Origin of the sequence: Staphylococcus sp. GDB20D11A, assembly GCF_016893255.1 — a bacterium.
GTDB classification, from domain to species: domain Bacteria; phylum Bacillota; class Bacilli; order Staphylococcales; family Staphylococcaceae; genus Staphylococcus; species Staphylococcus aureus.
Genome location: NZ_JAFEPJ010000002.1, coordinates 76,350 through 98,931, shown reverse-complemented (window position 1 = coordinate 98,931; position 22,582 = coordinate 76,350). Strand labels below are relative to the sequence as shown.

Here is a 22,582-nt window from a genome sequence, read left to right as displayed (position 1 = left end):
AGGCCATTTGTAGACCTATAGATATATTAGGGGGCTTCTTTGTTTTTAATTATTTAATCTTCGTCATAAGGACTCTGTTTAACAGGAATCCAAAGCTGAATTTTAGTGAATGGGTCATTAAATGAAATATCGAGAGGGTACACTTCAACATATAAATCATTTCGTTCATATGGCAATGTTAACTGCAAACTTGATTCAATATAGTACCAAGCTTCATTAGTTGCATAATCAATTTCACCTTGTAAATTGAATTTCGCACAATGTTTGCCAGGTAAAAATCGACTTTCTAAGTGTGCAGGATAACGTTCACTTGGTACACCTACAAATATTTCTAAACCATTTTCAAGAGGACAACTAATAACAAATAGTTCAAATGGACTAACGTCATTATATCGTCGTAACTCTTTAATTTTACCATCAATGAGCAAGTCTTCTAAAAAATCCGGAACATTAAAAGGATGTGACAAATACTTAGTGTCTATAAATCGTGCATATCCAACCAATGAAATATCATCTGTCTCTTCTAATCTGTATGGATAGGGTGCTCTCTCAGTAGTTGATAATTTGATATATAATCGCTCTTGAATTTGTAATTCATCTTTTTTAGTAGAAGCTTGAATAGGTGATACGCCGTGAAAATCACTAAAATCATTTGCAAAATCATTTGAATTTGCATAGTGATATTTTTTAGCGATATCTACAAGTCGTGTAGCACCATTAATCACATCATTTGCAGCGAGTGTCATTTTACGCGCGCGTGCATAAGCTTCTGGAGATAAGCCGACAATCATTTTAAATGATTGATCAAGATGGTATGGCGAAAGACCAACGTAATCACTTAATTCTTGCAAATTGAAAGGCTCTAATAAACGATCTTCAATATAAACAATTGCCTGTTGTATTTGCTTGATAACGTCCAAAACTTTCACTCCAATTAATTCAATCATTTATTTTTATTCTACATTATTTCTATAAATTATACACCCATTTGTTCAATGATTATTAAAATAGTTTTGGGCATTGTAAAATATAATTTCATAATATAGTCTAGAAAAAAAGCGAATGATAGAACAATTGATTTACTTGATTCGTAATCAATCCTTGTCATTCGCTCATTTATTTTTGTTTAACATGTGCGTTTTAATTCAATTATTGAATATCGTCCCACCAATGGTTACCATCACGAGCAAGTAATAAATCACTTTCTAATGGACCATTAGTACCTGATTCATAGTTAGGGAATTCTGGATCAACCATATTCCATTCATCTTGAATTGCATCAACAAATTTCCATGTTGATTTTAATTCTTCCCAGTGCGTAAAGTTAGTGGCATCCCCTTTAAGACAATCGAATAATAGATTTTCATATGCATCTACAGTATTCATTTTATCTTGAGCGCTCATTGAATAAGACAATTGAACAGGTTCAGTTTCGATACCTTGTGTATTTTTCTTAGCATTTAGATGTAAAGACACACCTTCATTAGGTTGAATATTGATTACTAATAGGTTTGAATCTAACAGTTTATCAGTTTCATAGTATAAGTTCATTGGTACTTCTTTAAATTCAACGACAACTTGAATTGTTTTAGATTTCATACGTTTACCAGTACGAATATAGAATGGTACGCCAGCCCATCTAAAGTTATCAATTGTTAATTTACCTGAAACAAAGGTAGGTGTGTTAGAGTCATCTGCAACGCGATCTTCATCACGGTATGCTTTAACTTGTTTACCATCGATATAGCCTTCGCCATATTGACCACGAACAAAGTTCTTTTTAACATCTTCAGATTGGAAATGACGTAGTGATTTAAGTACTTTTACTTTCTCAGCACGGATATCTTCACTATTTAAACTAATAGGTGCTTCCATAGCTAATAATGCAACCATTTGTAACATGTGATTTTGCACCATATCTTTTAGTGCACCACTTGATTCATAATAACCACCACGATCTTCAACACCTAGTATTTCAGAAGAAGTAACTTGAATGTTTGAAATATATTTGTTATTCCATAATGGTTCAAACATCGCATTCGCAAAACGTAATACCTCGATATTTTGAACCATGTCTTTTCCTAAATAGTGGTCAATACGATAAATTTCTTCTTCTTTAAATGATTTACGAATTTGATTGTTTAATGCTTCGGCTGATTTTAAATCACTACCGAATGGTTTTTCGATAACAAGGCGTTTAAATCCTTTTGTATCAGTAAGACCAGAAGATTTTAGATAATCAGAAATAACGCCAAAGAATTGTGGTGCCATTGCTAAATAGAATAGTCGATTACCTTTTAATTCAAATTGGCTATCTAATTCATTACTAAAATCTAATAATTCTTGATAGCTTTCTTCATTACTAACATCATGTCTATGATAGAAGACATGTTCCATAAACGCGTCAATTTTGTTTGTATCTTTTACGTGCTTTTGAATTGATGATTTTACTTGATTACGGAAATCATCATTAGTAATGTCACGACGTCCAATACCGATGATGGCAATATGTTCATCTAAATTGTCTTGTTGGTAGAGATGGAATATTGATGGAAACAACTTACGATGGCTTAAGTCACCAGTTGCACCAAAGATTGTGATTAAACAAGGGATGTGTTTGTTTTTAGTACTCAAGATTAAAACCTCAATTCTTAATTAGATATATGATTTATTATTATAAGATAATCCATTCAGCAGGTCATTCAATATGCTCGACAGTATGCATTGTCTTAAATGAAATATCGATTCATGTATCATGTTTAATGTGATACTTATTAATGATAAGTATAACGTAATTATCAAAATTTATATAGTTATGTCTACGTTAAAGTTAGAAAAATTAACTAGCAAAGACGAATTTTAAACAGATTTTGATTCAAGTATAAATTAAAACTAAATTGATACAAATTTTATGATAAAATGAATTGAAGAAAAGGAGGGGCATATATGGAAGTTACATTTTTTGGAACGAGTGCAGGTTTGCCTACAAAAGAGAGAAATACACAAGCAATCGCCTTAAATTTAGAACCATATTCCAATTCCATATGGCTTTTCGACGTTGGTGAAGGTACACAGCACCAAATTTTACATCATGCAATTAAATTAGGAAAAGTGACACATATATTTATTACTCATATGCATGGCGATCATATTTTCGGTTTGCCAGGATTACTTTCTAGTCGTTCTTTTCAGGGTGGTGAACAAAAGCCGCTTACATTAGTTGGACCAAAAGGAATTAAAGCATATGTGGAAATGTCTATGAATTTATCAGAGTCACATTTAAACTATCCAATTACATATATTGAAATCGATGATCATCTAACATATCATCATGATGGTTTTACTGTAGAGGCGCATTTACTTAATCATGGTATTCCATCATATGGATATAGAGTAATGGCACCTGAAACTACAGGTACAATCAATGTTGAAGCGTTAAAAAACATTGGTCTTGAACCAGGTCCTAAATATCAAGAAGTAAAATCTCATGATACATTTGAACATAATGGTCAAGTTTATCAATCAAAAGATTTTAGAGGTGAGTCCAAACAGGGTCCAATTGTAGCAATTTTTGGTGATACAAAACCATGTTCTAATGAACGTGTGATTTCTAGAGATGCTGATGTGATGGTACATGAAGCGACCTATATAGATGGTGAAAAGCATTTAGCCAACAATTATCATCATAGCCATATTGAAGACGTATTTGCATTGATAAAAGAAGCCAATGTTAAACGTACGTTGATTACACATTTGAGCAATCGCTATAATACAGAAGATATAAATGAAATTTATCAAACATTGATACAAAATGAGGATACGCCGAATTTTAATTTTGTGAAAGATTTTGATAGTTTTAAAATCTAATGACAAAGTAATAAACAATGCTTGCCAAATAGTAATAATTTATAAAAATAACCCGTCAAACACAGTGCTTGCGATGATGCATACATGTGTTGGCGGGTTTGTTTTTATTGGTCTTCTATATTAGAAAGTTCAATACTACGGTCGACGGCAGCATTTAGACAATCTTCGAAAATAGATACTAAATCATATTCTGACAATGTATCAAGGCCAGCTTGTGTCGTACCACCTTTAGAGGTAATATTTTTTCTTAATTGAGCCATGCTCAAATCTGAACGTTCAATCATCTTACTTGTACCTATAATAAGGTTGCGTATAGATTCTTCAACTTGTTCTTTTTCTAGACCAAGTTTCGTACCAGCTTTAACGTATTGCTCGAATACATGATATAAAAATGCTGGGCCGCTTCCGGTGATAGCTGTTACTTGATGTAAATGATCCTCTGATACTTCAATTACAGAACCAAATGCTTTAACTAAATCGTTAATTTCATCTTTAGATTTAGGGTCAAAGTTGTTTGAAAAACTAATGCCAGTAACTGAGTGTCCAACTTGCGCATTTGTGTTTGGCATAATTCTAGCAACTGGATTTTGGCATTTTAATTGTTGTTTAATATAATCAATCGGAATACCTGCCATAATTGAAATGAAGCAATTGTCTTTTGTAATATGTGGTTTGATGCGTGTTGCTAGAGCATCAAAGTCATGTGGTTTGGTACCTAAAAATACATAATCTGCATCTTTTAATAATGTCGCATCATCATAACTATAGTTAACACCTAGTTTTTCAGCGAATGCTTTTAAAGCTTGTTCATTAGATTTATTTGTTAAATATATATCATTGGCATCTAAGTTGCTTGAGTTAATAATTCCTGTAAATATAGCTTGTGCCATATTACCAGCTCCATAAAATACGAGTTTCATTAACGTCACATCCCTTTAGTTTTTGATTTGTATGTTATATTTTCTTATTATTGTATATATATTAGGAAAGATAATCAACTTGTCTCAATTATGTAAAGTTGATAAATTGCATTCTATATAATTGAAAAGGAAGGTTAATTGATGAAAGGACAACATTTTATAGTGACTGGTGGTACAAGTGGTTTAGGTTTATCGATTGTCCGAAAGTTACTAGAAAATAAAGTGCATGTAACGTTGTTGGTGCGTGATGTTGATAAAGCAACTAGAATCTTTGACCAGGAATTGGGGAAAACTATAAATGTTATTCCTTGTGACTTAAATGATTTGAAGTCGACACAGGCATTGCAATTTGAAGACAATACATCATTCGATGGATTCATTTATAGTGCAGGTTTAGGTTATTTCAAATCTATTTCAGACCATAGTTTTTCAGAAATGATTGAAACGTATCAGCTTAATTTAATTAGTTTTAATGTTTTATATACTGTGTTGAGACCATATTTAACATCTAACGCACATATTGTAGGTATATCAAGTCAAGCCGCATTTTCCACACAAGCAAATGCTGCACATTATGGGGCATCGAAAGCAGGGTTTTATGCATTAATGAATGCTTTAAGACTAGAGTCACCAAACTTACATATCATGACAGTTAATGTTGGCCCGATTGATACACCTTTTCATCAAAAAGCCGACCCATCAATGAAGTATGCTAAAAAGATGGGGAAAATGATGCTTGATGCTAATCAGCTTGCAGAAGATATCATTTATGGCATTAAAACAAAACAATTAGAAATTAATCGGCCTAAATGGATGCATCATGCGTTGAAAATGTATCAAATTGCGCCTAGATTTTTTGAACGATGTTTCCCTAAATTATTTAAAAATAAAGCATAAGTAGGTGGGATGGCAATGAACTGTCAATCGGAGAGTGTGGTAAGACTTTGTGTACGATATGCGGAACAACTATCAGTGTTTGAAGAATTTACAGTGCTGGATATTTTAGGCGATATTTCTGTAGACCAAATTTCAGACAGTACATTATATTATACTTGTGAAAAATTCAAACTACTTGTGTTGCAAGGAAATGTGCTGGGTGTACAAATAATAACTAATAATGATGAATCAACATGCGAAGTGAAATATAGAAAGATGTTTTAATAAAATTATTAAAAGATGAAGTAGCAGAAGTTTGCTTGAGGCACTGGCGCAGGGCGAAATTACTAAATACTGATGCGTGAGGACAACTCTTTAATTTCTATCATAAGTGAGTAATCTTAATCATAAATTATAGCGAATTTTACATAAACAACAGCAGTAAGGCATTTTTATAATGAAACGCCTCATACTGCTGTTTTTATTACTGAAAATGACTTCTACACTAAATGATTGGTATATTCCAAATCCTTTACACGAGCTCTTGCTGTTTTAATCTGATCTAAACTAACTTTAGTATGATAGTTTTCAATATTTTCTTTTAATTGGTCGACGCTACTTGCACCCACAATGATGGAACCAAGCACGTCATGTGATGTTAAATAACTAAATGTCAATGCAGATAAATTACTTTCAATTTCTTTAATAGAGGCTATTGTTTCACCCAATTCATCATGAGAATAATCAAAAATACCATCTTTAAATTTATTGTCGAGCACATTAACACTGTTTGAAGTTAATAATCCTTTAGACACAGGTCCTCTTGCCAATACTTTAACATCATTGTTGTGGATTGCATCTAATAATGATTCTGGACGATTATCAATCAAATTGAATTGAGACATAATCGTTTCGATTTGACTATGTTTTAAATAATAATCAATTACATTTGGGCGAATAGAAGAAATACCGTAAGCACGTATAATTCCTTCTTGTTTCAATTCATCAAATGCGCTTATTGTTTCGTCTAATGGGTCATCAATGGTTCCGCCATGAAGTTGATATAAATCGATATGATCAATACCTAAACGCTTTAGTGAACCTTTAACCGCCTCTTTAATATAGGATTTACTCGGATCCCATGTTGTACTGCCATCATTTGTTAAACGATTGCCTACTTTAGTACCAATGACAATATCATCGCGTTGTTGATATTTAAGAAGTGCCTTACCAACAACTGATTCATTTATACCTTTATCGTACATGTCTGCTGTATCAAAATAAGTGATACCATTTTCAACAGCACAATCTATAATTTGTTCGGCTTTTTTTAAATCTGTACCTAAACTCATGCAACCTAGACCTAATTCAGATAATGCAATACCACTTTTTAATATATTTTTTTGCATGTCTGTTCTCCTTTCGATACACTTTAGCTAACAAGCATAGTGTATCAATATATAATATGAATTTAAAGGAACGTGATTATAATGGATTTAAATGAAAAAACAATTGATCGAACAGTTATTTATAATGGCAAAATTGTAGATGTAGAAATTCATACAGTGACATTACCAAACGGTGAAACGTCAACAAGAGAATTAGTTTATCATAATGGTGCAGTTGCTGTTTGTGCAGTGACACCTAAAAAAGAAGTCGTATTAGTGAAACAGTATCGTAAACCAGTAGAAAAACCATTGCTAGAAATTCCAGCTGGTAAATTAGAAGATGATGAAGATAGAGTCGAAGCGGCTAAGCGTGAATTAGAAGAAGAAACAGGATATATTGCCAAAGAGTTAACACATGTTGTAGATATGTATGGTTCACCAGGTTTTTGTGATGAACAATTATCAATATATTTTACGGATAATTTAGAAGAAGGTACAGTTCACTTAGATGAAGATGAATTTGTCGAAGTCATTAAAGTTCCGATTGAGAATGTTAAATCGATGCTAATGAATAAAGAAATAGAAGATGCGAAGACTATCATTGCATTGCAACACCTATTATTAAATTATAATCATTCTAAATAACAAATGAGAAAAGCTTGCATTTTATTGAGAAAACTGTTAGTTTTAATTGTGAAGTTTGAAATAATTTGTAATGATTTTAATTATTAGTAGGGGAGTGGACATCGTTGGAAGAACGATTAAATCGCGTTAAGCAACAATTACAACAATCATCATATAAGCTAACGCCACAACGCGAAGCTACTGTTAGAGTTCTAATTGAAAATGAAAAAGATCATCTAAGTGCTGAAGACGTATATCTGAAAGTAAAAGACAAAGCGCCTGAAATTGGCTTGGCGACAGTATACAGAACGTTAGAGTTGTTAGCTGAACTAAAAGTTGTCGACAAAATTAACTTTGGTGATGGCGTCGCTCGTTTTGATTTAAGAAAAGAAGGCGCAAAACATTTCCACCATCATTTAGTATGTATGGAATGTGGTCGTGTAGATGAAATTGATGAAGATTTGTTACCAGAAGTTGAAAATCGAGTTGAAAATGAGTTCAATTTTAAAATTTTAGATCATCGTTTAACTTTCCATGGTGTGTGTGAAACGTGCCAAGCTAAAGGTAAAGGATAGTAAATTGCGTAGGTTAAATTAACCTTCGCTTTTTTTAGAGGTGTGGTTATGGAAACAATTATTGAAGAATATTTGCGTTTTATACAAATTGAAAAAGGTCTAAGTTCTAACACAATTGGTGCTTATAGACGTGATTTGAAAAAGTATCAAGATTATATGACTGAACATCATATCTCGCATATTGATTTTATAGATCGACAATTAATTCAAGAGTGTTTGGGGCATTTAATAGACCAAGGGCAATCTGCTAAATCTATTGCGCGATTTATTTCAACAATCCGTAGTTTTCATCAATTTGCTATAAGAGAAAAATATGCAGCGAAAGATCCAACGGTATTATTAGATTCACCAAAATATGACAAAAAATTGCCTGACGTTTTAAATGTTGACGAAGTGTTGGCTTTATTAGAAACGCCGGATTTAAATAAAATTAATGGTTATCGTGATCGTACGATGTTAGAACTTCTGTACGCAACGGGAATGCGTGTATCTGAATTGATACATTTAGAGTTAGAGAACGTGAACTTAATAATGGGGTTTGTACGCGTATTTGGTAAAGGCGATAAAGAAAGAATTGTACCATTAGGCGACGCAGTCATTGAGTACTTAACTACTTATATTGAAACGATTAGACCGCAACTTTTAAAAAAGACTGTTACCGAAGTCTTATTTTTAAATATGCATGGTAAACCTTTATCACGACAAGCAATATGGAAAATGATTAAACAAAATGGTGTAAAGGCAAACATTAAAAAGACGCTAACGCCACATACGTTGCGCCACTCTTTTGCGACACATTTATTGGAAAATGGCGCAGATTTAAGAGCAGTGCAAGAGATGTTAGGTCACTCTGACATATCTACTACCCAACTCTATACACATGTTTCAAAATCTCAAATTAGAAAAATGTATAACCAATTTCATCCTAGAGCATAACGTGAACCATAACTCAAAAGTCACAATACACATGACTGAAAATGTCAGTGCTATTGTGGCTTTTTTAAATTGGTTGATTAATTACGTCTATGTTTTCTTAATTGAATCGCTTCTTCTTTTGCTGCAATCACTTCTGAACGATCACGCCGCATGTGATGGTCTACAATAAAAGGATCTGTTGCTGTTTCGTGATTATAATCATAATCTGGATAGTTGGCCTTGATGATGCGTTCAAAGTCTGGAGTTATTGGTAATATAACAGATGAAAAAGGCTTTGCTGCATTCAATTTTGCAATCTGTTGCTCAATTAACAACTGATAATCATTTAAATTAAGGTATAACGCATCTCTATCTTTAGCATTTTGTATTATTTCTTTTGATTTATTAAAAGACTTATAGGCGCCTTTTAAATTATTGCGGCGATAATGGTAACAAGCAGTTGCAAACAAGATTAAACTAACAACTGCATCTTGCTTACTGTAGTTATTTTCAGCTTTCCATGCATCTTCTAAAATGTCATGACATAGGAAATAATGTTGCTTAGTATGAAATTGATAATAGAAATTTATCAGTGCCTGTTGCATTTTGTTATCACCCCAATTTAAAAGTAAGTTATTTTCATGCTATAATATTTTAGAGAATTATGCACATATGACGCAATACGAGGTAGATATTATGTATGAAGTTAAATTAGATGCTTTCAATGGACCATTAGATTTATTACTGCATCTTATCCAAAAATTTGAAATAGATATTTATGATATTCCTATGCAAGCATTAACAGAGCAGTATATGCAGTACGTTCATGCAATGAAACAGCTTGAAATTAATATTGCAAGTGAATACCTAGTATTAGCGTCAGAACTCTTAATGATTAAAAGTAAGATGCTATTACCACAATCAACATCAGATATGGATGTTGATGATGACCCACGGGAAGATTTAGTTGGGCGTTTAATAGAATATCAAAATTATAAAGAATATACTGCTATTTTAAATGACATGAAAGAAGAAAGAGATTTTTATTTTACAAAAAGACCGACAGATTTATCTCATTTGGAAACAGATGAATCTTGGGATCCAAATCATACGATTGACTTAACTGAATTAATTGTAGCTTATCAAAGAGTTAAAAATAGAGTTGAGTTAAATACACCTAAATCTGTTGAAATCCGAAAAGAGACATTTACCATTCAACAAGCTACAGAACAAGTGACATCGAGATTGAAAGATAAAGATCATTTTAACTTCTTTAGTCTGTTTACGTTTTCTGAGCCAATTGAACAAGTAGTCACTCACTTTTTAGCTATTTTAGAGATGTCAAAGGCAGGAATAATTAATATTGAGCAACAACGTAATTTTGAAGATATTAACATTATTAGAGGAGTGAACTACCATTTTGGATAATCATGGTATATTAGAGTCGCTATTATTTACAGCTGGCGATGAAGGTTTAGATGAAAAACAGCTATTAGAAATTTTAGATATATCGAAAGACCAACTCGTAGAATTAATTGAAAATTATTCATCACATGGATTAATAATACAACGATTTGGAACGACGTATGTTTTAACGACTAAAAAAGAAGCGGCAACGTACATTGAACAATTAATTGAACAAAAGTCACAAATGAAATTATCACAAGCAGCAATGGAAGTACTATCAATTATTGCTTATAACCAACCATTATCAAGAAGTGATATTGAATTAATTCGTAGTATCAATTCAGATGGTGCGGTCAAGACATTGATTGCCAAAGGACTAGTTGAGGCTAAAGTGGTCAATGAACAGCGTAGCCAACAATTAATCACTACTGATTTATTTTTAAATGTATTTGGTATTTCAAGTATAGAAGATTTGCCGACAACTGAAGAAGACGATGAAGAAATGGATGCTTTTTTCAGTAATCTAGTCAATCAAAAAGGAGAAAATAATGACTAAAGAATTAGAACGATTACAAAAACGTATAGCAAATAGCGGTTATACTTCAAGACGTAAAGCAGAAACATTAATTTCTGAAGGTAAAGTGAAAGTGAATGGTACAACTGTCACTGAATTAGGAACAAAAGTGAAGCCTTCAGATACGATTGAAGTTGAAGGTATTAAAATAGAACTAGAAGACAAAATTTATATTTTATTCCATAAACCAACTCAAGTGATAACAAGTGTATCTGATGATAGAGGACGAACAGTGGTTACAGATTACTTTAAAGATATAGACGCACGTATTTATCCTGTTGGTCGTTTAGACTATGATACTTCTGGATTGTTATTACTTACAAATGATGGTGAATTTACAAATTTAATGACACACCCTCGATATCAAATTAAGAAGAAATATGTCGCAAAATTAAAAGGCTATTTAATGCGTGAAGAAGTGAAAGCACTAGAAAAAGGTATTGAATTAGAGGATGGTATGACGCAACCAGCTGAAGTGAAAGTTAAGAAACAAGATAAAGATAAAAACACAACATTGGTGGAAATTACAATTACTGAAGGGCGTAATCGTCAAGTCAGAAGAATGTTCGAACATTTTGGTCATCAAGTGACGAAACTGTCTCGTATTGAATATGGGCCTTTAAATGTTGTCGGTTTGAATGCTGGTGAAGGACGTGTATTGACGCCTCATGAAGTAAAAGTGATGCGTCATTTAGCAGAACATGGGAAATAATTAAATAAAATATGTATTTATCACAAAGTTTGAGAATTTTTTCACAAAATTTTAGGTTTTTAATAACTGTATGCGCTTTCCTGTGATATAATACTTTTGTAAAGAAAAGCATGTGTGGGAGGTATGACCTGTATGTCGAACGAAATACTTATCGTAGATGATGAGGATAGAATCAGAAGATTACTTAAAATGTATTTAGAAAGAGAATCTTTTGAAATCCATGAAGCAAGTAATGGCCAAGAGGCTTATGAACTTGCAATGGAGAATAATTATGCTTGCATACTACTAGATTTAATGTTGCCTGAAATGGATGGTATCCAGGTGGCAACTAAATTGCGTGAACATAAACAAACACCGATTATTATGTTGACTGCTAAAGGTGAAGAAACAAACCGTGTTGAAGGTTTTGAATCTGGTGCAGATGATTATATCGTCAAACCATTTTCACCAAGAGAAGTAGTCTTAAGAGTTAAAGCACTTCTAAGAAGAACGCAATCTACAACTGTAGAACAAAGCGAACCTCACGCACGTGATGTGATTGAATTTAAACATTTAGAAATAGATAATGATGCACATCGCGTACTTGCTGATAATCAAGAAGTTAATTTGACTCCTAAAGAGTACGAATTATTAATATATTTAGCTAAAACACCAAATAAAGTATTTGACCGTGAACAATTATTAAAAGAAGTTTGGCATTATGAATTCTATGGTGATTTAAGAACAGTTGATACTCATGTTAAACGACTTAGAGAAAAGTTAAATCGTGTGTCTAGCGAAGCTGCGCATATGATTCAAACAGTCTGGGGCGTTGGGTATAAATTTGAGGTTAAATCTAATGATGAGCCGGCTAAATAGTGTCGTAATTAAACTGTGGTTAACTATTATTTTAATAGTGACGACAGTTTTAATTTTATTAAGTATTGCTTTAATTACCTTTATGCAATACTATTTCACACAAGAAACTGAAAATGCCATAAGAGAAGATGCTAGACGTATAAGTTCACTGGTCGAACAATCACATAATAAAGAAGAAGCAATAAAATATAGTCAAACATTAATTGAAAATCCTGGTGGGTTGATGATTATAAATAATAAACATCGTCAATCAACGGCTTCACTTTCTAACATTAAAAAGCAAATGTTGAATGAAGTAGTCAACAACGACCATTTTGACGATGTGTTTGATAAAGGTAAATCTGTTACTCGAAATGTAACGATTAAAGAAAAGGGTTCATCCCAAACGTATATTCTGTTAGGCTATCCAACAAAAGCACAGAAGAATAGTCATAGCAAATATAGTGGAGTCTTTATATATAAAGACTTGAAATCAATCGAAGATACAAATAATGCTATTACGATTATCACTATAATTACGGCTGTTATTTTCTTAACAATTACAACAGTCTTTGCGTTTTTCTTATCGTCAAGAATTACAAAACCTTTAAGACGTTTAAGAGACCAAGCTACACGTGTATCTGAAGGGGATTACTCTTATAAACCTTCTGTCACAACGAAAGATGAAATTGGTCAATTATCACAGGCATTTAATCAGATGAGTACAGAAATCGAAGAGCATGTCGACGCATTATCCACATCTAAAAATATTAGAGACAGCTTAATTAACTCTATGGTAGAAGGTGTCCTAGGTATTAATGAGAGTCGACAAATTATCTTATCGAATAAGATGGCGAATGATATTATGGACAATATTGATGAAGATGCTAAAGCTTTCTTATTAAGACAAATTGAAGATACTTTTAAATCAAAACAAACGGAAATGCGTGATTTAGAAATGAATGCACGATTCTTTGTTGTGACCACAAGCTATATCGATAAGATTGAACAGGGAGGTAAAAGTGGTGTTGTTGTGACAGTTCGTGATATGACTAATGAGCACAATCTAGATCAAATGAAGAAAGATTTCATTGCTAATGTATCACATGAATTACGTACACCGATATCATTACTTCAAGGTTATACTGAATCAATTGTAGATGGTATTGTTACAGAACCGGATGAAATAAAAGAATCGCTTGCCATTGTCCTTGATGAATCGAAACGTTTAAATCGTTTAGTTAATGAATTGTTAAATGTCGCTCGCATGGATGCTGAAGGGTTATCCGTAAATAAAGAAGTTCAGCCTATTGCAGCGTTACTAGATAAGATGAAAATTAAGTACCGCCAACAAGCTGATGATTTAGGTCTAAATATGACTTTTAATTATTGTAAGAAGCGTGTTTGGAGTTATGATATGGATCGCATGGACCAAGTACTAACGAACTTAATTGATAATGCATCACGTTATACGAAACCTGGGGATGAAATTGCAATTACTTGTGCTGAAAATGAAAGCGAAGATATTTTATACATTAAAGATACAGGTACAGGCATTGCACCAGAACATTTACAACAAGTATTTGACCGTTTTTATAAAGTTGATGCAGCGAGAACGCGAGGTAAACAAGGTACTGGTTTAGGTTTGTTCATTTGTAAAATGATTATCGAAGAGCATGGTGGTTCCATTGATGTTAAAAGCGAATTAGGAAAAGGCACAACGTTTATTATCAAACTACCAAAGCCGGAATAAAACTGAATATAGTTATTTAAGAACGCATGTTATTAATTAGAGACTCTAATTTATAGCATGCGTTTTTTTATTGATGTGGGGAATTTTGTATGTGGATTAGGATTTAGGGTTTTTGCGAATATCAACTATTAAATATATTACTAATTTATATAAAAATATAAAGTTTGATAAAGTTATTTATTTGATTATAAAAATAGGGTAAAATATAGATATATTGTAATAATTAAATTATTCGAGGTGTCATATGAAAAAATTCATTGGATCAGTTTTAGCTACGACATTAATTTTAGGGGGATGTTCCACGATGGAAAATGAATCAAGTAAAGACACGAATACAGAAACAAAATCAGTGCCAGAAGAAATGGAAGCTTCAAAATATGTAGGACAAGGCTTCCAACCGCCTGCAGAAAAAGATGCGATTGAATTTGTGAAGAAGCATAAAGATAAAATTGCTAAACGAGGCGAACAATTTTTTATGGATAACTTTGGTCTAAAAGTTAAAGCTACCAATGTTGTAGGTAGTGGCGACGGCGTAGAAGTATTCGTGCATTGTGATGACCACGACATCGTATTTAATGCGAGTATTCCATTTGACAAATCAATTATTGACAGTAATAGCTCATTAAGTAGTGAGGACAAAGGCGATGATATGAGTACTTTAGTTGGTACAGTGTTGAGTGGCTTTGAATATCGAGCACAAAAAGAAAAGTATGACAATTTATATAAATTTTTCAAAGATAATGAAAAGAAATATCAATATACAGGATTTACAAAAGAGGCAATTAACAAGACACAAAATAGTGGCTATGAAAATGAATATTTTTATATTACGACTATACCGTATAATTTAACTGAGTATAGAGACTATTTTGTACCATTATTAAACAAAAGTGACAGTGAATTTTCAAAAGAATTGTCAAATGTTAAGAAGCAATTAAAAGATAAGTCTAAAGTTTCGGTAACTACTACTCTATTTAGTAAAAAAAGAACTATACTAAAAAAAGTAACAGTGAAAATGTAATAAAAATGGCAGAAGAAATAAAAAAAGAAAAAGAGATACCAAACGGTATAGATCTTAGTATAAAATTTTCGGACAAAAAAATAAATACAGTTAAACCAAATTATAACGGTAAAAGCACTTCAGAATATGGTGTGTTTGACTAAGAATAAAATAAATGATGAATATTTAGCGGAGATTAGTGTATATTGGCTAGATTAAGTATTGAAAGACAATTCTACTATTGTTGTGAAGGCAAATAAGTAGAAGGTTTTAAGTATAACTTCTGGCGATTTAAATAATAATATATATGGAAGTGCTGATATAAAACTTTTTAACCTACTAGATTCTTATAATTTGCTTTCCATTTTATGACGATCTTGACCCAATTGAGTGATAGAATCAAAAAACCGTCCCAAAATCCATCTCAAAAAACAATCAAACAAACAACATTCCAACCAAAGTACGTAAATCACCAATGAAACATTCTCCAATTACGTAACTATGATCTAATTAAAGCATAGTTATTGAGGTTTTGTGGTATATAGTATAAAATTAATGAGAATTAAATTTAATAATGTAAAATTCATCTTCGGGGTCGGGTGTAATTCCCAACCGGCAGTAAATAAAGCCTGCGACCTGCTAGTATGTATCATATTAGTGGCTGATCTAGTGAGATTCTAGAGCCGACAGTATAGTCTGGATGGGAGAAGATGGAGGTTTTTTGTTGTGCAATAATCCTCCTATTCTTACGAGATGAATGGAAGGAGAAAATTGAATATGCAACAAAATAAACGTCTTATCACAATAAGTATGTTGAGCGCGATTGCGTTTGTGTTAACTTTTATCAAGTTTCCTATACCATTTTTGCCACCATACTTAACTTTAGATTTTAGTGATGTACCGTCACTACTAGCTACATTTACGTTTGGACCAGTTGCCGGTATCATAGTTGCACTGGTTAAAAATTTATTGAACTACTTATTTAGTATGGGCGATCCAGTTGGACCATTTGCTAACTTTTTAGCAGGCGCAAGTTTCTTATTAACTGCTTACGCCATCTATAAAAATAAACGTTCAACAAAATCTTTGATTACTGGATTAATCATTGCGACAATCGTTATGACTATCGTGTTGAGTATCTTGAACTATTTCGTTCTATTACCTTTGTACGGTATGATATTTAACTTAGCTGATATCGCAAATAATCTTAAAGTAATCATTGTTTCAGGAATTATACCATTCAATATTATTAAAGGTATCGTCATTTCTATTGTATTTATTTTACTATATAGAAGGCTTGCGAATTTCTTGAAAAGAATTTAATCAAATTAAAGCAAAATAATATACACATAATAATAAAAAGCAGGTGACTATCAATAAACGATAGCTTGCCTGCTTTTTCTATGGAACATTTGTCTAAAAAATCAATTATTCAAATTTTAAAGCGTCCCCATCAAATGATTCGTCTGCAATTTTAATAGAATCTGTAGGGCATCCATCAATTGCATCTTCCATATCTTCATATAATTCCTCAGGTACTTCTGCAGTACCTTGGTTATCGTCAAGGATTACGAAAGCAATACCTTCGTCGTCGTAATCATATATATCTGGCGCTGCTGCACCGCATGCACCACATGCAATACAAGTATCCATATCAACGATTGTATATTTTGCCAATGTCTTCGCCTCCTTTGATAAAAATGCTAAAATAGTAATGTGACTAAAATTTTAGACAGCATCATTTTTATTTTCAAATTATCCGTTTTACAGAGTGAGGGTTAAACTTGCAACACATTATAAAAACAGCATTACAACAAACATTTAACTATAAAACAAATAAAAGTATTTACAATATCTTAGTTGGTAAGAAATCTCACCAAACCTTTTTTGACGCTTGTAGTCAACAACAGTTGTCATTATATCACAGTTTACCACTATTAAAATATCCGTCTTTTGAGCTATTTTTAGAAAATATAACTGAATTTAATGCTGAAATGGAAATCATGTTGCATCCTAGATATACATTTGAAAGTATGGGGCAAACATTTCAAGCAATTCAACTATTAGTGCAAACCATGTCTAATACCAAACAACATGTTTTTCATTTTGTACCAATCTCTCAAAATAATAAGATACAAGAAACTGTAAAGATTGTCTATAACTACATTAAAGAAAACCAATTACAAATTGATTTTGAAAATGAACTACATAACTTGTTTAAAGCAATAACTTTAAAAGGGCCATGTTACTTACATTATTATTTGCAAGGCTATGATGAACCAATGTATACGAGACAGCAAGTTAGTTTAATAGAAAAACTATCTCAACAGCAATTGTTTGAATTCGAAATGAATAATTTAGTGACAATGATGTTTGAATTAGAAAGCGGAGAATATACTATTTTATCAAAAATAATAATGAAACCTACATTATTAAATCAAACCTATATTACTTATACAAGATTGCTTGAACAATTCACGATGGAAGATATAGCGGCTCAACAACAAGTTAAAATCAATACTATCGAAGATCATGTACTTGAAATCTTAATCAAAGGTTACATGTCTAATTACGATGATTATGTTGAACAAGAAGATCAACTGCAATTTTTGAATTTTTATCAACAGCATCGTGGCGAACGATTAAAATTTTACAAAGAACAATTTGACACGTTATCATATTTTCAATTAAAAGTATTAATCGTTGGATTTGAAAGAGGTGATCTGAATGTTGCATGATATTTTACGAAACAAATTTGGTTTCGAGAGTTTTAAACCGGGACAACAGGAAATTATAGAAAGTATAATGTCTCAACAACACACTCTAGGTATTCTTCCAACTGGAAGTGGAAAGAGTTTGTGTTATCAAATACCTACTTATTTATCAGGTAAGCCGACATTAATTATCTCACCGTTAATATCTTTAATGGATGACCAAGTTATGCAGTTGAAAATAAATGGAGAAAAACGTGTAACATGTATCCACTCTGGTATGGATGAAATTGAGAAAAAGCATAATATTAAATGTTTACGACATAGCCGCTTCATCTTTCTAAGTCCAGAATTTCTCCTACAACCGGCAAATTTTAAATTAATTTCCACGATAGACTTTGGCATGATTGTACTAGATGAAGCACATTGTTTATCTGAATGGGGCTACGACTTCAGACCACATTACGCGCTAATAGGTAAGGTAACTAAGCATTTTAAGGACGCAGTTGTCTTGGCGTTGACAGCAACTGCACCACCACATTTGCAAGATGATTTGACGGAAATGTTAGCGGTTCAATTCAACGTTATTAAAACTACAATGAATCGCCCAAACATAAGCTTTAAGCATCTTAATTTTCATGATGATGAGGATAAAATTGAGTGGCTACTGCCGTTTCTACAACAGTCGGGACCAACGATTATTTATGTCTCATCGAAAAAGATGTGTCTGAATTTAGCGCAACTTATTTATGATTCAGGTTTTCTTACAGGCATTTATCATGGTGATATGAATTATCAAGAGCGACACACAGTTCAACAACAATTTTTAAATAATGATATACCGATTATAGTCGCAACGAGTGCTTTTGGTATGGGAATTAATAAAAAAGATATTCGCACAATCATTCACTTTCATCTTTCAACAAGTCCTTCTAACTACATTCAAGAAATTGGCCGTGCAGGTCGCGATGGTGAACTAAGTCAGGCAATTAGTTTATTCCAACCGGACGATAAATATATTTTAGAAACGTTATTATTTGCAGATATGATAACAGAAGAAGATGTACAAAATTTCGAAATAGGAGAATTTTTAGCACCCGATAAACAAGACGTTTTGACAACGTTGCATTCATTCTATAGTATCGGCGCCTTGAAACAGATATTTAAGCAATCATTTAAACGAAAGCAATTAGGATTCTTTCGCATGATTGGCTATTGCAAATTGGATCAATGTAGACGGAAGTATTTATTAGAATTTTTCGGTGAATATCCACCGGCACAAGATCGATGTTGTGACAATGATTCTAATATAACTGATATCGTAATTTTAAATAAGAAAAAGGTAATTAGAAGTATTGGGTTTGATGAAAAGTTGCAAAATTTATTTCTCAGATAGTATTACTTTACTAAAAGAAAATTGACAAGCTATAATTAGTGTATACACAATTGAAAAATGATTGAAATAATTTTGAAAAATATACATAAACTTGTGTCATACGGGTATATTTTATGTAAAATCATTGTAATAGAATAGAAAGGAAGATGGCTATGTCTAATAATTTTAAAGATGACTTTGAAAAAAATCGTCAATCGATAGACACAAATTCACATCAAGACCATACGGAAGATGTCGAAAAAGACCAATCAGAATTAGAACATCAAGATACAACAGAGAATACGGAGCAACAGTTCCCACCAAGAAATGCCCAAAGAAGAAAAAGACGCCGTGATTTAGCAACAAATCATAACAAACAACATCACGATGAATCACAAGCATCTGACGACAATGCTCACAATGAGGCTGGCACATTAGATGATCGTCAAGTCGAATCATCAGCGCATAGTTCTGTAAATCAAGAACCTAGCCATCAAGACAGTACACCTCAACATGAAGAGGAATATTATAATAAGAATGCTTTTGCAATGGATAAATCACATCCAGAACCAATCGAAGACAATGATAAACACGAGACTGTTAAAGATGTAGAAAATAACACTGAGCATTCAACAGTTTCTGATAAGAGTGAAGCTGAACAATCTCAGCAACCTAAACCATATTTTGCAACAGGTGCTAACCAAGCAAATACATCAAAAGATAAACATGATGATGTAACCGTTAAGCAAGACAAAGATGAATCTAAAGATCATCATAGTGGTAAAAAAGGCGCAGCAATTGGTGCTGGAACAGCAGGTGTCGCAGGTGCAGCTGGTGCAATGGCTGCTTCTAAAGCTAAGAAACATTCAAATGACGCTCAAAACAAAAGTAATTCTGGCAAGGCGAATAACTCGACTGAGGATAAAGTGTCTCAAGATAAGTCTAAAGATCATCATAATGGTAAAAAAGGTGCAGCAATCGGTGCTGGAACAGCAGGTTTGGCTGGAGGCGCAGCAAGTAAAAGTGCTTCTGCCGCTTCAAAACCACATGCCTCTAACAATGCAAGTCAAAACCATGATGAACATGACCATCATGACAGAGATAAAGAACGTAAAAAAGGTGGCATGGCCAAAGTATTGTTACCATTAATTGCAGCTGTACTAATTATCGGTGCATTAGCGATATTTGGAGGCATGGCATTAAACAATCATAATAATGGTACAAAAGAAAATAAAATCGCGAATACAAATAAAAATAATGCTGATGAAAGTAAAGATAAAGACACATCTAAAGACGCTTCTAAAGATAAAACAAAATCTACAGACAGTGATAAATCAAAAGATGATCAAGACAAAGCGACTAAAGATGAATCTGATAATGATCAAAACAACGCTAATCAAGCGAACAATCAAGCACAAAATAATCAAAATCAACAACAAGCTAATCAAAATCAACAACAGCAACAACAACGTCAAGGTGGTGGCCAAAGACATACAGTGAATGGTCAAGAAAACTTATACCGTATCGCAATTCAATACTACGGTTCAGGTTCACCGGAAAATGTTGAAAAAATTAGACGTGCCAATGGTTTAAGTGGTAACAATATTAGAAACGGTCAACAAATCGTTATTCCATAATATAACTATATAAATTGTAACTGAACTGCTATATACAAACGTGCATATTATAAAGTATCTCTAAATATTTTAGAGAACTTAAATTGCGCTTATAAGTATGTAGCAGTTTTTTCATTTTCAAAGTTTGTTATTTAACAAGGTGTTGTCTCGAATATTGACATATCAATTTAACTTTTTACATAGTCATCAAAAAGATAAAACACCACAATCATCAAATTTAACGAGAAAGAATAAAAAATAAATCAACATATTAAATTGTAGTGCTATTCAACTCCGCAGGTAACAATTCTCTATGCACATTAAACAAATTGTCAAAAATATATCATAAATCTTCAAGCACAGACTTAGCGCATCAATCACTGAACTGTTATAATAGTTTGGGATTAAAGGAGGCCGAAACAATGCAAAAAGTTGAAAGTATCATAATTGGTGGAGGGCCATGCGGATTAAGTGCGGCTATTGAACAAAAAAGAAAAGGTATTGATACCTTAATTATTGAAAAGGGTAATGTCGTTGAATCAATCTACAATTATCCTACTCACCAAACATTTTTCTCATCAAGTGATAAATTAAGTATTGGGGACGTACCGTTTATCGTTGAAGAAAGTAAACCAAGACGTAATCAAGCGCTAGTTTATTACCGAGAAGTTGTAAAACATCATCAATTAAAAGTAAATGCATTTGAAGAAGTATTAACTGTTAAAAAAATGAATAATAAATTTACAATTACTACGACGAAAGATGTTTATGAATGTCGATTTTTAACAATCGCGACAGGCTATTATGGTCAGCATAATACATTAGAAGTTGAAGGTGCGGATTTACCTAAAGTGTTCCATTATTTTAAAGAGGCACATCCGTATTTTGATCAAGATGTTGTTATTATTGGTGGTAAGAATTCGGCTATCGATGCTGCTTTAGAGTTGGAAAAAGCTGGTGCTAACGTGACGGTTCTATATCGTGGTGGAGATTATTCGCCTTCAATTAAACCGTGGATACTTCCAAATTTCACAGCATTAGTAAATCATGAAAAAATTGACATGGAATTTAATGCAAATGTTACCCAAATAACTGAAGATACTGTGACTTATGAAGTAAATGGTGAAAGTAAAACGATACACAATGATTATGTATTTGCGATGATTGGTTATCATCCCGATTATGAATTTTTAAAATCTGTAGGCATTCAAATTAATACAAATGAATTTGGAACAGCGCCTATGTATAATAAAGAAACATACGAAACAAATATCGAAAATTGCTACATTGCAGGTGTGATTGCTGCAGGGAACGATGCGAATACCATTTTTATTGAAAATGGTAAATTCCACGGTGGCATTATTGCTCAAAGCATGCTAGCTAAGAAACAAACGCCGTTAGAATCATAAAAATAAAGGTCTATGTACTAAAT

23 protein-coding genes, 2 pseudogenes and 1 riboswitch are annotated in these 22,582 nt (G+C 32.5%); of the genes and pseudogenes, 19 read left to right on the top strand and 6 right to left on the bottom strand.

Going from position 1 to position 22,582, the window contains the following annotated elements:
• Nucleotides 1-53 precede the first annotated feature (53 nt).
• Together JV528_RS01385 and zwf are read right to left on the bottom strand one after the other, a co-directional pair.
• On the bottom strand, nt 54-920 hold the full coding sequence (locus JV528_RS01385) for an AraC family transcriptional regulator (RefSeq protein WP_000382585.1): 867 nt from the start codon (nt 918-920) through the stop codon (nt 54-56).
• A 229-nt stretch (nt 921-1,149) separates the two neighbouring features.
• The gene (gene zwf, locus JV528_RS01380) at nt 1,150-2,634 is read right to left on the bottom strand and encodes a glucose-6-phosphate dehydrogenase (RefSeq protein WP_000105070.1); all 1,485 of its coding nucleotides are present in this window, start codon (nt 2,632-2,634) and stop codon (nt 1,150-1,152) included.
• A 312-nt stretch (nt 2,635-2,946) separates the two neighbouring features.
• Here zwf and rnz point away from each other — a divergent pair, with 312 nt between their 5' ends.
• Nucleotides 2,947-3,867 carry a ribonuclease Z gene (rnz, locus tag JV528_RS01375; RefSeq protein ID WP_000454059.1) on the top strand — a complete coding sequence of 307 codons (921 nt, stop codon included), beginning with the start codon at nt 2,947-2,949 and terminating at the stop codon, nt 3,865-3,867.
• A 104-nt stretch (nt 3,868-3,971) separates the two neighbouring features.
• On the opposite strand, the gene proC is transcribed toward rnz, so the two are convergent.
• Nucleotides 3,972-4,787, bottom strand: coding sequence for a pyrroline-5-carboxylate reductase (gene proC / locus JV528_RS01370; protein WP_000779753.1), 816 nt, complete (start codon nt 4,785-4,787; stop codon nt 3,972-3,974).
• 141 nt (nt 4,788-4,928) lie between these two features.
• Here proC and JV528_RS01365 point away from each other — a divergent pair, with 141 nt between their 5' ends.
• Nucleotides 4,929-5,684 carry an SDR family NAD(P)-dependent oxidoreductase gene (locus JV528_RS01365; protein WP_000678229.1) on the top strand — a complete coding sequence of 252 codons (756 nt, stop codon included), beginning with the start codon at nt 4,929-4,931 and terminating at the stop codon, nt 5,682-5,684.
• Between the two features lie 15 nt (nt 5,685-5,699).
• A complete protein-coding gene (locus tag JV528_RS01360) occupies nt 5,700-5,948 on the top strand; it encodes a hypothetical protein (RefSeq protein ID WP_000995802.1) in 249 nt (82 codons plus the stop codon).
• A 215-nt stretch (nt 5,949-6,163) separates the two neighbouring features.
• On the opposite strand, the gene JV528_RS01355 is transcribed toward JV528_RS01360, so the two are convergent.
• Complete coding sequence (locus JV528_RS01355) at nt 6,164-7,072, bottom strand: aldo/keto reductase (RefSeq protein ID WP_001171341.1); 909 nt, start codon at nt 7,070-7,072, stop codon at nt 6,164-6,166.
• 81 nt (nt 7,073-7,153) lie between these two features.
• Between JV528_RS01355 and JV528_RS01350 the strand changes: the two genes are divergently transcribed.
• The 3 genes from JV528_RS01350 to xerD all read left to right on the top strand — a co-directional run bounded on the left by JV528_RS01350 (nt 7,154) and on the right by xerD (nt 9,186).
• Nucleotides 7,154-7,696, top strand: coding sequence for an NUDIX hydrolase (locus JV528_RS01350; protein WP_000365246.1), 543 nt, complete (start codon nt 7,154-7,156; stop codon nt 7,694-7,696).
• 104 nt (nt 7,697-7,800) lie between these two features.
• The gene (gene fur / locus JV528_RS01345) at nt 7,801-8,250 is read left to right on the top strand and encodes a ferric iron uptake transcriptional regulator (protein ID WP_000392691.1); all 450 of its coding nucleotides are present in this window, start codon (nt 7,801-7,803) and stop codon (nt 8,248-8,250) included.
• A 48-nt stretch (nt 8,251-8,298) separates the two neighbouring features.
• Nucleotides 8,299-9,186, top strand: coding sequence for a site-specific tyrosine recombinase XerD (gene xerD / locus JV528_RS01340; protein WP_000447733.1), 888 nt, complete (start codon nt 8,299-8,301; stop codon nt 9,184-9,186).
• Between the two features lie 77 nt (nt 9,187-9,263).
• On the opposite strand, the gene JV528_RS01335 is transcribed toward xerD, so the two are convergent.
• Entirely contained in the window at nt 9,264-9,770 is a 507-nt protein-coding gene (locus JV528_RS01335; RefSeq protein WP_001183425.1) for a DUF309 domain-containing protein, read from the bottom strand.
• A gap of 91 nt (nt 9,771-9,861) precedes the next feature.
• Between JV528_RS01335 and JV528_RS01330 the strand changes: the two genes are divergently transcribed.
• From JV528_RS01330 to JV528_RS01295, 8 genes and pseudogenes are all read left to right on the top strand, one after another.
• Nucleotides 9,862-10,593, top strand: coding sequence for a segregation and condensation protein A (locus JV528_RS01330; RefSeq protein ID WP_000273371.1), 732 nt, complete (start codon nt 9,862-9,864; stop codon nt 10,591-10,593).
• Entirely contained in the window at nt 10,586-11,128 is a 543-nt protein-coding gene (gene scpB / locus JV528_RS01325) for an SMC-Scp complex subunit ScpB (protein ID WP_000368650.1), read from the top strand. The genes JV528_RS01330 and scpB overlap by 8 nt, the downstream gene beginning before the upstream one ends.
• Nucleotides 11,121-11,858: a pseudouridine synthase gene (locus JV528_RS01320; protein WP_000159573.1), complete on the top strand. Its 738-nt coding sequence runs from the start codon at nt 11,121-11,123 to the stop codon at nt 11,856-11,858. Before scpB ends, JV528_RS01320 begins: the two co-directional genes overlap by 8 nt.
• A gap of 132 nt (nt 11,859-11,990) precedes the next feature.
• Nucleotides 11,991-12,716, top strand: coding sequence for a two-component system response regulator SrrA (gene srrA, locus JV528_RS01315; RefSeq protein WP_000064078.1), 726 nt, complete (start codon nt 11,991-11,993; stop codon nt 12,714-12,716).
• The gene (gene srrB, locus JV528_RS01310) at nt 12,697-14,448 is read left to right on the top strand and encodes a two-component system sensor histidine kinase SrrB (RefSeq protein WP_000987768.1); all 1,752 of its coding nucleotides are present in this window, start codon (nt 12,697-12,699) and stop codon (nt 14,446-14,448) included. Before srrA ends, srrB begins: the two co-directional genes overlap by 20 nt.
• Nucleotides 14,449-14,692: 244 nt before the next feature.
• Nucleotides 14,693-15,612 (top strand): annotated as a pseudogene (locus JV528_RS01305) (DUF1672 domain-containing protein).
• 204 nt (nt 15,613-15,816) lie between these two features.
• Nucleotides 15,817-15,947 (top strand): annotated as a pseudogene (locus tag JV528_RS01300) (hypothetical protein).
• A gap of 82 nt (nt 15,948-16,029) precedes the next feature.
• Nucleotides 16,030-16,164: riboswitch (FMN riboswitch) on the top strand.
• A 61-nt stretch (nt 16,165-16,225) separates the two neighbouring features.
• On the top strand, nt 16,226-16,771 hold the full coding sequence (locus JV528_RS01295) for an ECF transporter S component (RefSeq protein WP_001186908.1): 546 nt from the start codon (nt 16,226-16,228) through the stop codon (nt 16,769-16,771).
• Nucleotides 16,772-16,876: 105 nt separating this feature from the next.
• Here JV528_RS01295 and JV528_RS01290 read toward each other — a convergent pair whose 3' ends face one another.
• The gene (locus JV528_RS01290) at nt 16,877-17,125 is read right to left on the bottom strand and encodes a ferredoxin (RefSeq protein ID WP_001151997.1); all 249 of its coding nucleotides are present in this window, start codon (nt 17,123-17,125) and stop codon (nt 16,877-16,879) included.
• A 107-nt stretch (nt 17,126-17,232) separates the two neighbouring features.
• Here JV528_RS01290 and JV528_RS01285 point away from each other — a divergent pair, with 107 nt between their 5' ends.
• The 5 genes from JV528_RS01285 to ypdA all read left to right on the top strand — a co-directional run bounded on the left by JV528_RS01285 (nt 17,233) and on the right by ypdA (nt 22,559).
• The gene (locus tag JV528_RS01285) at nt 17,233-18,186 is read left to right on the top strand and encodes a YpbB family protein (protein ID WP_001163810.1); all 954 of its coding nucleotides are present in this window, start codon (nt 17,233-17,235) and stop codon (nt 18,184-18,186) included.
• Entirely contained in the window at nt 18,176-19,555 is a 1,380-nt protein-coding gene (locus tag JV528_RS01280; protein WP_000902110.1) for a RecQ family ATP-dependent DNA helicase, read from the top strand. The genes JV528_RS01285 and JV528_RS01280 overlap by 11 nt, the downstream gene beginning before the upstream one ends.
• Before the next feature lie 152 nt (nt 19,556-19,707).
• On the top strand, nt 19,708-21,171 hold the full coding sequence (ebpS, locus tag JV528_RS01275; RefSeq protein ID WP_000069303.1) for an elastin-binding protein EbpS: 1,464 nt from the start codon (nt 19,708-19,710) through the stop codon (nt 21,169-21,171).
• A gap of 124 nt (nt 21,172-21,295) precedes the next feature.
• Nucleotides 21,296-21,412 (top strand): hypothetical protein, encoded by a 117-nt coding sequence (locus JV528_RS01270; protein WP_041201401.1) that lies wholly within the window; start codon nt 21,296-21,298, stop codon nt 21,410-21,412.
• A gap of 160 nt (nt 21,413-21,572) precedes the next feature.
• The gene (gene ypdA / locus JV528_RS01265; protein ID WP_001174260.1) at nt 21,573-22,559 is read left to right on the top strand and encodes a bacillithiol disulfide reductase YpdA; all 987 of its coding nucleotides are present in this window, start codon (nt 21,573-21,575) and stop codon (nt 22,557-22,559) included.
• The last annotated feature ends 23 nt before the right edge of the window (nt 22,560-22,582 follow it).